This is a genomic window from Streptomyces sp. NPDC079020, assembly GCF_044542225.1.
Taxonomy (GTDB): Bacteria; Actinomycetota; Actinomycetes; order Streptomycetales; family Streptomycetaceae; genus Streptomyces.
The window spans coordinates 281,740-294,671 of the sequence record NZ_JBITUB010000002.1 but is presented as its reverse complement, the minus strand read 5'-3'; the positions used below and the strand labels follow the sequence as shown (position 1 = coordinate 294,671).

Sequence of the window (12,932 nt, the reverse complement as noted above, 5' to 3'; positions counted from 1 at the left end):
CGCGCCCTCGGGCCGGGCTGCCGTACGGCAGCCCGGCCCGAGGTGCTTACCCCAGCTCGAACTGTTCCCGCAGCAGTTCCCTGTCCAGCCGAAGCGTCCGGCCGTCAGGCAGGTTCTCCAGCACCTGGGCGCTGTCGTAGTTGAGCAGTTGCCGCAGTACGGCTCCGAAGCCGTCCGCTCCACTGGCGCGTACGCCCGCACGCTGCGCGAGCGCGGTCACCGGGAGAGTGCCCCCCGCTTCCAGCAGTGCCCGGACGGCCTTCTCCACCTGTGCCAGATTCGGTTTGCGGCCGAGCACCTTCACCTGCGTGTCGAAGAGTTCGGACGCGAAGAGAGCCGTGACCAGGGCATCGTCCGGCAATCGCAGCTCGACGGAGACCATCGCACTGTCCGCCCGGGGCACCTCAGCGGTGGCTGTCAGCACCACATCGAAGAGCGATTCGTCACTCCGGGCGAATACGGCGTCGGCCTTCGCCCGCTTGGACGCCTTCTTCGGCGCGACACCGCCGGACACAGCCGAGCGCACCGGCTCCGCCGGCCGGGGCGTGAGCGACCACCACGGCGGTTGCTGGCTGCCAAGCTCCCGCCAGCCGTGCGGCGGCTCGGCGCCGAAGGGCAGAAAGGCCAGCACAGGAATGGTGAACTCGGCCAGAGCCGCACCGCCGTGATAACCGGCCTTCTGCGCCGTGTACCGCGAATCGGCGTCCCACAGGGCGACGATCTCGTCACCGGACTCTGGTGCGACGACCCGCGGGCCGGAGAGCATGATCTCCGCCTCCTGGAGCGCGGCGCCCTTTGCACTCCGGTGCCGGGCCGACTGCACACCCGACGCCTCGATCTTCACCCCGTGCCTGTCGATCACATGACCGTGATCGCTGACCAGGATCACCGCACGCCCCTGCTCGGCGGCGAGGCGGAGCAGCTGACGCAGTCGCCCTATCTCGCCGAGCCTCCAGGCACCGTCTCCGAGCTTCTGCTCCTTGGCGAGACGGTCGTCGATGGTATTGAGTACGACCGAGACATGTGCCTGGTCCCCGACCAGCGCGTCGTGCAGCTCCGGGCCGACGGTGTCACCGCTGCTTTCGCCCCGTAGATCGTCCTTGTGGAACACCGCCACGGTCTCGCCGCCCCAGAACCGGTGGTTCGGAAAGAGCCGTTTCTCGTCGGCCTGAGTACCTGCCATCACCCTGGCGGCGAAGAGCGAGGTTCGGGAGACCGACGTGACGGTGGGCAGGGCGGCAGCCATACCGCGGCGCTGCGGGTAATCCTTGGCCTTGGGCACCGGGTCGTACTCGACCCAGTGCTCACGCAATTCCTCGCCCAGTTCGGCGGCGATCGCCGCACTCATTCCGTCCAGGACGAGCAGCAGTACGCGCCGCCCTCCGGCTTTCACGACGGGTGCGACCACGATGGGCAGGAAGGTCTCGACCGTGAGCATCGCACCGGGGTCCGTGCCGTTCGCCGTCCAGGTGGCGAGGGCCTTCGCGAAATGCCGGTCGATCGCGCGGCGTGTAACACGTACCGAAGTGCACAGCGTGTCGTAGGCGGAACGCAGGGAGGCATCGGGGTCGCCCCCCGCCTCGATGTGCTCCAGCGCCAGATCCACCCAGCCGGTCTCGGCGATATGACGCCTGACCCCTGATGCGACGGTTTCGCACTCCGCCCCCGGCTCGGCCGCAAGCCATTGCATGAGCCGCTGAGCCATTTTCGCCCGCGAGATACGTGTCCGGGCATCGGGGTCCGTGGCCTGTCCGTGCTCGTCGAGCGCGCGCACGGCCTGTGCTGTCGCCACGACGTTCCCCGAGGCCAACGCTCGCCCGACATCGCCGAACCGGGACTCAAGCCCCTCCGTCAGTACGGGACTTGTCCGGGCCGCCCGTTCCGCACCGAATTGCCGTACGAGAGACCCGGCGCGGTCCAGCGCGGCGCCGCTGAGCCGCCGCGCGGCTGCCGCCGCCTCGTCCCGACCGGTCCGCCCGGCCAGCAGGAGCCCGGAGACGAAGCTCTCGCAGCTGCGGCCGAAGGCGGCCGCAAGAGCATCCAGGGCCCTGTCCCGCGCGGGTGGCTCTTCCCCGAACCACCGCTCGGCCCGCCCCCTGGCCCGGTAGTCCTCCGCGTCCGCCGTCGCATCGGCGTGCCCCCACAGAGCGGCGCAGACGAGGCCGAACGCCACGGCATCGGACCCGTGCTCCGCGCCCACGAGCGCCAGCAGCGCCTGCCCGGCGAGCCCGGTCTGGTCCTCCTCGCCGAGAAAGCGCGTCAGCCCGTTCCGTTCGGCCGGACGCAGGGAGAGCAGCCGCTCCGGACCACCGGGCGACATGGACCACCGCAGCAGTGCGTGTATGTCGAGTCCGTCACCGTTCGGGACCGTGCCCGTGACGAGCGCACCGGAACCGGTGTCGGCGCCTCCGCCCGATTGGGTGGCGAACTCCTCGGCGGATGCCCGCGGATCGCGGTCCGGATCGTACCGGCCGATGCCCAGCCTGCGCAGGGCGAGGGCGGTAAGAGATTCGCTCCAGGTCAGTATGCCGCCGGCCAGCTGCGGCCAACCGCCGGGCGGTGTGGCATCGAGGAGCGACTCGGCGGCCCAATTCTCTTTGTAGAGCCTGCTGTCGGTGTCCACAGCCCCGAACGCCTCGCGGACGACGTCCCAGGTGTTGACGGCGTTCACGCGCTGCTTGTGCACCTTGGCCAGCAGATCGGGCCCGAGCTCCGCCTCTTCGCGGTCGGTCAGCACCACCAGCACCTCGGGGCCCGTGGCTGACGCGTTCTGATGTGCCAGGATCAGTTCGTGCACGGCCAGCGGCGACGGCGCGCTCCTGACGACCGCCCGCCAGGGCTCGCCCCAGCTCAGTTCGGCAGGCCCGTGCCACACCGGTTCGGCACGCAGCAGCACCACCCGCCGCTTGCTGGACTGGAGACCGGACTGCGAGGCCAGATACTGCTTCACGGTGGCTCTGTTGAGCCGCACCGCGCTCGTGGCAGCCGCCGTGGACGCGGTCGCGCTCGTCGCCGTACTCACTTCACGCTCCTCATTCCACGACTCGCCAGCTGATCTCGATCGTCGCGTCGGGTTCCACCGCCGACAGACCGGCCAGTTCCGCCTGGAGCTCGGCGATCGCCCGCGCAGCCGTCGTCCGGCCACCGCCCGAGCGCTTCGGGGCGCGACCAGAATCCGGATGAGTGGTCGGCACAGGAGGCCGATCGGCGTCGGTGTTCAGGTCGACGTCGTTGGGTGTGCTGTGCGTGTTGTCCGCAGGCGTGACGGTCGGCGTGGGCGACGGCGCCGGGGGGTTCTCCGTGTCGCTCCGGTCGATGACGGCCACGATCGAGTCCCGCGCGTCCTGGAGCGCATCCTCCAGCTTGCTGGTGTGCTGGTCGGCCTGTGCGTGACCCCGCAGCGTCTCCAGTACCGCCCGCCCCGGTGCCCCGTACTTAGGGGCGAGCTTGAACATGTCCCACGCAGCACCGACCAGGGCGGTCGTGACGGACTTGGCCTGCTTGATCGCAGCGCCGTACCGAGTGGACGACACCTCGCCGAGGTCGAACGCCGCGAACGCCGTGATGATCTGCTTGGCACCGGCCGAACCACTCGCGGCTGTACGGTCCAGACCGACCAGTTCGTCGAGCAGGTCGCGCGAGCGCCGGGTGATCGCGAGCCTGCCGTTCTCGTCCGTCCCGTCGAGACCGAGTGCGGCGGCGCGCTTCTCCAGCTCCTGCACGAGAGCGCCTGCGAGCGGCTGATGAGCATGAGCCTGGCGGCTGATGAGCCGCGCGAAGAGGCCGACCATCCGCCCGCGGCGGAGCGTCGGCGGCGCCGGCTCCGCGAACATGTCCCAGTACCGCCGCAGGGCCTCCTGCCAGACGTCCTCGTCCGGCAACGGCTGCGTGCGCAGCGCGTACAGGGGCTTGACGGTCGACGGCTCGGGCGCCGGGTCCAGCAGCGCCCCGCCCTGCACCCACACCCGGTCGTCCATCTCCGCGTAGGACGCGATGACCAGGTTGGCCAGGAGGGGATCGAGCCCCATCGGCTCGGGCCGGTCCAGCCACTCGGTGAGCTGGACGACGCTCAGATCGCCAGGACCGCCCTCGTTGCGGGCCTGGAGCCCGAAGTGGTCCACCCACTGGCTGGACAGCCGGAAGTACGCCTCCTTCTGCCGGCCGAGCCCGAGCGGAGCCGCGACGCGCTGCATCACCGCACGGTCCTTGGCCGGGATCTCGGCCTGCCGGTCCCCGGCTTCCGCGGCGGCCCTGATGTGTCCGAAGACGGTCCGGACATCGGCCGGGCGGACGGCGGTACCGGTGTTCTGTGGGTCGAGTTCGGGATGGGCGGGGAACTGGTGCGCCAGCAGCTTGCCCGCGATGTGCCGGACTCCGGCATGCAGGGTCATCCCGACGGATACCCGCAACTCGGCCACGTTCGGCAGCGGCTCGAAGTGGTCCTCGAAGGACACGTCGACATCGGCAGGCTTCTTCTCCGCGCAGCCGTACGCCTGCTTGAACGCGGCCTTGACCGTCTTCCTGAGTGCCTCACGCTGCCCTTCGAGGAGCACCTTGGCGCGGGCCCGGTTGTCGGCGTTGAGATGCCGGGCGTAAAGGGTGTCGAAGCGGTGCTGGTCGGCGAGCGTGTATTCGATCACGACCAGTCGCTGGAAGTCCTTGAACCGGGCGGCCGAAAGATGCGTGGGAATCCAGGCGACAGTAAGCGGGGGCACTCCGGGCAGGGAGCGCAGCCCGCCCATGCGGTTGGCGTCTTCGACGGGACCCTGTACCCCCTCGTCGTAGGGCAGGTCGATGACCATCCGCCACAGCCCGTTCTGGCTGGGTGAGAACTCGTGGTCGGCCAGCTGGTCGGCGTCGGCGATATTGCCGAAGACGATCTCCACCGTACGGTTCGAGCCGCGCCAGACGAACGGCAGCTCGTCCGCGCCCAGCCGCTCCTGGAGCGACAGGCCCAGCTCCTCGGCGACCATGCGCTTGGCGAGGGCGCGACGGTTGGACGCGCTGTTGTTGACGTCGGCGTTGGCGATCACGGAGTCGACGTCCACGCCGGCCAGTTCGAGCCGCACACCCGCGTTGGCACCGGTCCCGGTCGCCTTGATCTCGGCGAAGCGCGTCGCCCACTCGTCGACCTTGGCCTTGATGACACCGACCTCGGCCCCGGGAATCGGCGACACCACCGAACCGTGGTTGAGCGCCCCGAGCCGCCGGATCGTGAGGTCCCGGAGCGCGGGCACACTCGGCGCCAGGGCGGACAGCAGCAGGGTGCACATGAGCCGGTCGTCAGCGATGAAGCCCTTGCACCGGTCGGCGAGCTGCGGATCGGTGATCGAGTCGCGCCGGTGCCGGTAGCGCTCGATGTCCTCTTCGGTGATCTCGTACGTGGCCAGCAGGTGCGGCCGCAGTTTGGCGCGGTACAACTTGTCCGCGGTCTGGAACTCCACTTTCAGACTGTCCACGAACGGCTTGTCACCGCCGTCCGCGATCACCGGGTACAGATCGCCGAGCGGGATCAGGTTCTCCAGCGTCGCGTCGTCGCGGTGTGCGGCCAGGAGCTGGCCCATGAGCTTCAGACCCGTGCGGGAGCGCTGGAGCGCCGAGGAGATGTGCACCAGCGTGTCCATGAACGCGGGCGTGAACGGGTACGTCAGCCGGAACGAATCCTCGTCCGCTCCCGTCGTCCCCTCGTCCGACCCCAGCAGCACGTCCCACACCTGCGGCCCGACCCGCTTGATCTTGGTGAAGGCGGCGTCCAGCTTCGCGGTGGCCTCGGCGTCCTTCGGCCTGAGGAGACGTGCGTGGGCGATCTGTGGAAGGTTGCGGTCCTCCAGCGTGATCGTGTCGAAACGGCCGGAGGCGAGCCGGAGGCTGTCCTGGATCGCGGCCTCGGCGGCCCCGGAGATCTCCTCACCGACCAGTTCGCGCAGGTCACGCTGGCGCGCGATGAATGACACGATCGGTACGGCCCGCCGTGAGTCGGCCCCCTCCACGAAATTCGTGATCTTGTCCGCTTCGCGGGAGACGAACTTCTGGTCGTGGACGCGGTTGGCGAGCCACAGGATCAGCTCGTCCATGAAGAGGATCAGCCCGTGGTAACCGAGCGACTTCGCATGCTCGGCGATGACCGCGAGACCGGCGTCCAACGAGATGAACCCGTGTTCGTCCTCGGCCGCGTTCCGGGCGAATCCGGGGAACCAGGTGCTGCTCGCGTCATGCACCAGCTTGGCCCGCAGCTCGGCAGGAGTGCTCGGATTGACCAGATCCAGCGTGATCTCGCCGCCGTCCAGCTCCTCGGCCTCGAGCGCCGTGGAGAGCAGCTGCGACGTCCAGGCGAACGCGTCGCCCCAGTCGTCATCGACGCCCGCGGAAACGGTGCCCGCGTCCGCACCCGCGAGCCCCTCGATGAACTTCTCGTCGCCCATCCGCTGCCGGTGCGAGCGGATGTCCTCGAAGAGCGCGTCGGTCCGGTACACCTGGGGCGTCGTCGCCTCGGGGTGCAGTTTCCTGACGTGACTGACGTACCCGCCGAGCACCCGCTGCTCCAGGGACTTCGCCCCGAGCATGTGGTACGGCACCAGCAGGAACCGCTTGCGCTCCCCGCCCAGCCATTCGTGCTTGCCGAGCACGGAATCGAAGTCCTTGCGGCTCCGTGCCGCCGGGTCCCCCCGCAGGAGAGCGTGCAGCACGGCCATGAAGTGCGACTTACCGGAACCGAACGAACCGTGCAGATACGCGGCCTTCGAGGTGTGCCCGTCGAGCGCGGCCTTGATCAGGCCGAGCGCCTCGTCGAAGTTCTCCAGCAACCGCTCGGTGACGACGTAGTCCCGCAGAGCGAGATCCGCGCCCTCCGGGGTGACCGCCTCGGCGAGCTTCAGAACGAAGTCGGAGGTGGAGATCGACGTCTTGATGTCGATGACGTCGCGGAGGAGCGGGGCTTGGGTCACATTCGGGGCCATGAGGTCTGCTGCTTCCGTTCCATTCCGTCTTTCCCTCGGACATGCATGGTACGAGGGGCTGGTCGGGGGCCGTGTCCCTTCGCCCGTCCGCACCGATGGGCGACAGTAAATGACTGCTGGGTGCACGGCGGGGGTGGCGGCGCGGCTTCCGGGGCGGATCAAGTCCTGCAGGCGCCCTTGTCCGGCACCGGCGGCTCCGGAATCATGCTCGGAGACTGTGCCGAGCAGTCCGACGGGGAAAGGCTTGCAAGGATGACGACACTACCGCGCCAGGGCATGGGGACCCGAGTGGCCGAAGCACTCTCGTCCCAGGTTCTCAATGCCTTGATCGGCATCGTTGGCATTGTCATCCCTGTCGCAGCGTGGGTGATGCAGCGGAGCGATCTGACCAACCTCGTGCTGATGGCCGAGACTGTCCTTCTGCTGCTCATGATCGTGAACTACATGTGGTTACGCAGCATCTACATTCAGCTACGCAGGGCGAACGACCGGGACATGGCGGATGCCACCTACTTCGCCACGATTCGCTCACGGCTGGAACGTGACCTGATCGCGGACTTCGGCGAGATCGCCGACGGACACTTGCAGGTGTACGCATCCGAGGTGCCGCGCTTGTCGGTGATGCTCTTCAGGGTCCTCATCGAATCCGGAGCGCAGCCACAACGAGTCCTGGCCGCGGACCTGACCACGGACCCGAACCTGCTCACGGTGCGCAGGGAGTACCTCGCGGCGAACCGTCAGCTGATCGAGGCCGGCGGCAGTGTGCAGCGTCTGTTCATCTGCTGGTCGAACGATCTGGCACGAGCCGATTTCGGCCGTTCTCTGCTCCAGCTCGTCGATCACCACCGCTCACTGGGCGTGCAGTGCGGGCTGGCTGTCCGCGACCGGCTCCGAGCCGACCAGGCGATCGACTTCGTTGTTTTCGCCAAGGCCGCTGTGCTGGTCGAGGAGGAACAAGGCGATGCGGAGTACCTGCGTGGTCGCTCCTCTGTGTATTTCAAGAGCGTCGAGCGCTGGGCAGGCCGGTTCGAGTCGATCTGGGGGCACGGTTCAACCTCGGCGCCGCCCGCCCTGACCACTTACGAATCCCTGGTGCGTCCCATGGCCACCGGTCTGACCTGGGACGAAGATGCCGTACGGGCTCTGATCGCCCAGCTCTGAGAGCCCTCGCGGGAAAGCGCTCGCGCAGCCTGAAAGAGGTCTGGGCGCACCGCTTAGACTGGCAGGATCAAGCTGGTCCTGGTCGGGAGGGCCGGTACGGCGACGGACGGAACGTGATGGCTCTCTCGATCATCAAGACGCACGGCAGTCTCAATGACATCTTCGTCATCGACGGGCTGCCCGGCGACCACTTCGCCGAGGCGGACGTTCCCCGCGCTGTGCAACTGCTGTGCGATCGTCGCCGTGGGCTCGGCGGCGACGGCGTGTACTTCATCGCCGACAACGGTGACGGAACCGCTCAGGCGCTCTTCTACAACCCCGACGGCTCCCCGTCACTGCTGTGCGGCAACGGCATGCGGGGAGCGGGGCGGCTGCTCCTGGACCGCTATCAGGCGGAAGAAGTCGTTCTGCGCACCGGTCCGTACTCCTTCACGGTCCGTGCCGCGGACACCACCGCGCACGGCGTCCGGCAGGTCTCCGTCGAACTCCCCCCGGTCGACTTCACTCCCGCCGACCCGATCGTCGCCGAAGCCGAGGGGCCTTTCGTCGACCAGCCCTTGCCCGCCTACCACGCCACCCGGCACGTCTCCGCGCTGGCTGTGCCGAACTCGCATCTGATCACCGTGCTCGACGACTCCTACAACGAGGCGGAGCTCGTGGCGACCGGCACGCGTGTGGCCAACACCCCGGACGCCTTCCCGATCGGAGCCAACGTCTCGTTCGTGCGCCCGCTCGCCGAGGCCGAGGTGTTCATCCGCACCTTCGAGCGTGGCGCCGGTCTGACGCCGTCCTGCGGCTCGGGTGTCGCCGCGTCGCGTGCGGTGCTCTCGCGCATGGGGCGGGTGGATCCTGCTCAGCCCGTGGTGGTCCGGAATCCGGGCGGGATCGCCCGAAGCTGGATGCAGACGCATGGCGAGCGGTGGCAGCCGATCCTGGAGGGCAACGCCACGAAGGTGTACGCCGCGGAACTCGACCCGGCCGTGCTGCTCGGTGTTGGGCCTGTCGAATACACCGGCGAGGCTTTTCTCGACGAAGTCGATGCCTTCGCCGCTCTGAACAGCGACAATCTCAAGGTACTGAAGGAATCCGGGATCGAGATGACCATGAAGGGCCCCGCCGCGACGTGAAAGGTCCCTGTGTTCGCGGCTGCGACCTGACCAGGGTTTCGGTCCGTCGGACGGAGATCTTGGGGGCAATGCGTGGTCATCTGTCTGGCCATCGTCGCGGCAGGAGTGGCGATACGACAAGCGGACCGTTGGTGGTTCAGCCCGCGTCGCGGCCGTCGTGAGCCGACAACGTTGCGGGATATCAGAGCACTGCAGCGTGAACGGGCCAACAACGTCACTCCGGCACTGCTGTTGGCCGGACACTGGTGGGAACTGGTCGGCTGGTTTCTCATAGCCGCGCACGGCGGGCCCCTCGGATGGACCGCCGCCGCCATCGCGGGGGCGGTGAAGTTACGCCATCTCCAGGAGATCAGCCACTTCGCCGTCCACGGAGTGCTCACTCGCACCGGCCGAGCGGGAGCCGCACTCTGTGAAGCGGCCGTCCATGTTCCGCTGGGCTTCGTCCCGGTTCCGGTCCGCCGTCGACGACACGTACGCGAGCACCACCCCAACGCGACTGTCGCAGGGGTGGACCCCAACCTTCGGGAACTGCACGCAGCGGGCCTGTGTACCGGGGTCACCAGGCCGCGCTTCCTCCGGGCCCTTGTCTTCCCGCTCACCCCTGCCGGCGCCGCCGCCACGGTGCGGGGCATCGCTGACAACATCCTTGCCAGTAAGGCGCGGTGGTGGCGATTGTCCGGCTTTGCCGCAGTACCCGTGGCGACTGCCGCAGCCTTGGGCTGGCAGGCGGCACTGTTCGGATGGATAGTGCCCCGTCTGCTCCTGTACCCGCAGCTCGCCTGGATGTCGCTGCTGGTGGAGCACCGCTGGTGGGATGCCGAGTCGGTCGACGGACCCCCAGCAGCGGTGGAAGCCGCCCGATGCCTGCGGCTGTACCCGGACAGCGCGGCGGCAGCCCTACTGGCGCGCGGCACATGGCTTCCGTACGGCGACCTCTACCACTACGCACACTCGGCACATCCCGCCGTGCGCTGGAACTACCTGCCGCTTCTGGAGAAGCACACCCTGGGCACCCCCGCGTACACCCCCGACGCACTGCTGCTGAGTGAAAGCGCAGTCGTCCGTCACCACTTCAGGGCGCTGACGCGTGCCGACAGGGCAACACCACCACAGCCGGCACCCGAACGGTCACGCGGCCGACGGGAACGGCATCGAGGGCCAGTCAGTCCAACTGGCTGATGAACGCGCGCCAGGCGTCGGGGCTGAAGGTGATCACGGGGCCGGTGGGGCGCTTGCTGTCGCGGACGGGGACGAGGTGGGGGGCGTTGTCCGCGACTTCGAGGCAGTTTCCCTGTCCGCCGCTGTAGCTACTCTTACGCCATTCAGTATCTATCGCGCCATGGGATTCGGCGGCTTCGTGCCTCATGACTTGTACTCCTTGGCGATGCTATGGATCAGTGTGAGTGATTCCGTGTGCGGCAGCGCTACCGTGCGCGCGTCATCGAAGAGCGCACGGTAGTGGGCAACTTCGAGATCCCGCTCCAACCAGATGTTGCCGGTCGGGGTCTCCGAAAGTACGAGATCCAGCGATGCCAACTGCGGAAAGCTGAGCAGCAGGTACGGGCCGAACATACCTGAGTGCGCGCCTCGCGAGAACGGGAGCACCTGAACGGTGATGTTCGGGTGCTCCGCCATGGCGATCAGGTGCTCCAGTTGGGCTCGCATGACCGCAGGGCCGCCTACCTGTTGGCGAAGAACTCCTTCGGCCAGAACTGCCCAGAACTTTATGGGCGCTTCATCCGTGAGTCGTTCCTGTCTGGCAAGCCGTACATCGACGAACTGGTCAATCTCCTCAGGTGTTTGCCAGGCCCGAGAGGCAACCGTCACGGCACGTCCGTACTCGGCCGTCTGAAGAAGCCCAGGAACCAACTGCACCTCATACGTCCGAATGCTGTCACAGATGGCCTCCATCTCGATCTGGTCGCGGTATGCGGCACCAAGCACAGAGTCGTACTTGTGCCACCAGCCCTCGCGCCGACGCCGATTGGCTCTGCGCGCAAGCGCCACGAGCCGTTCACGTGACTGTGGGTCCTCCACTCCGTACGCCTGCATGAGGGCGATCAGGTCCGGTGCACGGACAGGAACGTGGCCGTTCTCTATACGGCTGATCTTTCCTTTTGTGCAGTCGAGGACCTCTGCAGCCCCTGCCGTGGAGAGGCATGCCTGCTCGCGGAATCGGCGCAGCTCGTCGCCGAGTTGACGCCCGAGCACGGTGGACGGATTGACATTTGGCATACGGCACTCCCTATCAGAGTCCGAGGTGTGGAGACTCCGACATTGCCCGAACGAGTGAATTAAGAGCTAGCAATCCCTTCAACGTTGCGCGAGTGCCTGTATCGCGGGCAGGCTACTGCTCGGCGGGAGCGCGAACCACCGCCAAGCCCAGGACTCGTTCGACGGCACCGACCCTCAGGGGGCGTCATGGCAGAGCACTCCAGCACCTACGAACTCGCGTTCCGGCTCTCTCGCTGTCGTAGCAGCGTTCCCAGGGCGCGGGCGGTGCTGAGAGCGAAGCTCGGGGAGTGGCGGGCCAGTCAGGCAGCCGCATCGGATGGCGAGTTGGTGCTCTCGGAGCTGGTGACCAATGCGGTTCGGGTGCCCGTGCCCGGGGACCGTCTGGTGGGCGTCCGCATCGAGTGCCGGGGGAGGGGCGAACTCCTGCGACTGGAGGTGAGTGACGCGGGGGCTGGCCGGCCAGAAGTGCAGCGGCCGGGGGAGCTGGACAAGGGCGGGCGCGGACTCATGCTCGTCAAGGCCCTGGCTCATCGCTGGGGCGTGGACGAACGCCGTGCCGGTATCGGCAAGACGGTGTGGGCGGAGCTGCTGGCGCAGGGTGTTGACCCCGTTCCTACAGAGTTCCAGATCGCGGCGGTTTCCGTCCGGCCCGGTCAATGCGTACGCGCGTGGGGTGCCTGGCGCACGGTCCGCGCTGTCCGGAGCGAGCGCTACGCATTGGGAGGGCTGGCGGTCGTCATCACCCTGGATGACGGTGGCCCGGCCTTGCGCCTGGATGCTGCGGAGAGGCTGACCGTGCGAACAACATCGGCCGCCGAGATGCGGGTTCGAGCCCGGACCGGTCCGGTGATCCCCTCGTGAGGGCGCTGTGGAGGAGGTTACTCCGGCGCCAAGTGCACCACCCGCGCCCGCCATTCTTGGGCACGTTGATGCAGGTGGTCGGCGGTCAACTGGTAGTGATCAGCAAGGCGGGCCGGCCGGTGGCGAGGACGCTGCCCCCACGGCTGAGGATGGAGCGGCTGGGCCGAGGTTCGCTGCGGGGCCGTATCGGCATCCCTGCCAACTTCGATGACGCGCCTGCCTCAGTGACTGACGCGCTCGGGATGCGCTGATGCGTCTATTGCTGGATACGCGCGTGGTCCTGTGGTGGCTCGAAGACTCGCCACGGCTGACCTCGTCGGTCAAGGAACTGTTGGATACCGAACCTGCCGTGTACGTAAGCGCGGTGACGCCGTGGGAAATGACGGTCAAGCAGTTCCTCGGCGCGCTCGAAGGACCCGGGGACCTGGCCGAGCAGGTACGTGATCTCCCGTTCAGGGGCCTGCCCATCACAGCCGCGCACGGAGTGCGGGCGGGTCGGCTGCCGATGGTGCACACCGATCCTTTCGACCGGATTCTCGTCGCGCAGGCGCAGGCCGAAGGGATGGTGCTGGCTACTCGGAACTAGTGGATA

The 12,932-nt window shown here is 67.8% G+C and carries 9 protein-coding genes; 5 read left to right on the top strand and 4 right to left on the bottom strand.

Going from position 1 to position 12,932, the window contains the following annotated elements:
• Positions 1 to 46 precede the first annotated feature (46 nt).
• Positions 47 to 3,022, bottom strand: a complete 2,976-nt coding sequence (gene pglZ / locus ACIGJO_RS05235; protein WP_399952330.1) for a BREX-2 system phosphatase PglZ — start codon at positions 3,020 to 3,022, stop codon at positions 47 to 49.
• Positions 3,023 to 3,032: 10 nt separating this feature from the next.
• Positions 3,033 to 6,956 (bottom strand): phage resistance protein, encoded by a 3,924-nt coding sequence (locus ACIGJO_RS05230; protein ID WP_399952327.1) that lies wholly within the window; start codon positions 6,954 to 6,956, stop codon positions 3,033 to 3,035.
• A 288-nt stretch (positions 6,957 to 7,244) separates the two neighbouring features.
• Between ACIGJO_RS05230 and ACIGJO_RS05225 the strand changes: the two genes are divergently transcribed.
• From ACIGJO_RS05225 to ACIGJO_RS05215, 3 genes are all read left to right on the top strand, one after another.
• Complete coding sequence (locus ACIGJO_RS05225; RefSeq protein ID WP_399952324.1) at positions 7,245 to 8,117, top strand: hypothetical protein; 873 nt, start codon at positions 7,245 to 7,247, stop codon at positions 8,115 to 8,117.
• A 116-nt stretch (positions 8,118 to 8,233) separates the two neighbouring features.
• Positions 8,234 to 9,244, top strand: coding sequence for a diaminopimelate epimerase (dapF, locus tag ACIGJO_RS05220; protein ID WP_399952321.1), 1,011 nt, complete (start codon positions 8,234 to 8,236; stop codon positions 9,242 to 9,244).
• Positions 9,245 to 9,316: 72 nt separating this feature from the next.
• The gene (locus ACIGJO_RS05215) at positions 9,317 to 10,423 is read left to right on the top strand and encodes a fatty acid desaturase (protein ID WP_399952318.1); all 1,107 of its coding nucleotides are present in this window, start codon (positions 9,317 to 9,319) and stop codon (positions 10,421 to 10,423) included.
• Here ACIGJO_RS05215 and ACIGJO_RS05210 read toward each other — a convergent pair.
• Entirely contained in the window at positions 10,407 to 10,610 is a 204-nt protein-coding gene (locus tag ACIGJO_RS05210) for a DUF397 domain-containing protein (protein ID WP_329946032.1), read from the bottom strand. The two genes, ACIGJO_RS05215 and ACIGJO_RS05210, sit on opposite strands and share 17 nt — an antisense overlap.
• Complete coding sequence (locus ACIGJO_RS05205; RefSeq protein WP_329946031.1) at positions 10,607 to 11,479, bottom strand: helix-turn-helix transcriptional regulator; 873 nt, start codon at positions 11,477 to 11,479, stop codon at positions 10,607 to 10,609. Before ACIGJO_RS05205 ends, ACIGJO_RS05210 begins: the two co-directional genes overlap by 4 nt.
• A 186-nt stretch (positions 11,480 to 11,665) precedes the next feature.
• On the opposite strand from ACIGJO_RS05205, the gene ACIGJO_RS05200 reads away from it, so the two are divergent.
• Together ACIGJO_RS05200 and ACIGJO_RS05195 are read left to right on the top strand one after the other, a co-directional pair.
• On the top strand, positions 11,666 to 12,340 hold the full coding sequence (locus tag ACIGJO_RS05200) for an ATP-binding protein (protein ID WP_329946030.1): 675 nt from the start codon (positions 11,666 to 11,668) through the stop codon (positions 12,338 to 12,340).
• A 250-nt stretch (positions 12,341 to 12,590) separates the two neighbouring features.
• Entirely contained in the window at positions 12,591 to 12,926 is a 336-nt protein-coding gene (locus tag ACIGJO_RS05195) for a type II toxin-antitoxin system VapC family toxin (protein WP_399952314.1), read from the top strand.
• Positions 12,927 to 12,932: the final 6 nt, after the last annotated feature.

Bases quoted from the DNA above. Each gene is read 5' to 3' on its own strand.
- ACIGJO_RS05230 (WP_399952327.1), bottom strand. From the start codon at position 6,956: ATGGCCCCGAATGTGACCCAAGCCCCGCTCCTCCGCGACGTCATCGAC.
- ACIGJO_RS05205 (WP_329946031.1), bottom strand. From the start codon at position 11,479: ATGCCAAATGTCAATCCGTCCACCGTGCTCGGGCGTCAACTCGGCGAC.
- ACIGJO_RS05200 (WP_329946030.1), top strand. From the start codon at position 11,666: ATGGCAGAGCACTCCAGCACCTACGAACTCGCGTTCCGGCTCTCTCGC.
- ACIGJO_RS05210 (WP_329946032.1), bottom strand. From the start codon at position 10,610: ATGAGGCACGAAGCCGCCGAATCCCATGGCGCGATAGATACTGAATGG.
- dapF (WP_399952321.1), top strand. From the start codon at position 8,234: ATGGCTCTCTCGATCATCAAGACGCACGGCAGTCTCAATGACATCTTC.
- ACIGJO_RS05195 (WP_399952314.1), top strand. From the start codon at position 12,591: ATGCGTCTATTGCTGGATACGCGCGTGGTCCTGTGGTGGCTCGAAGAC.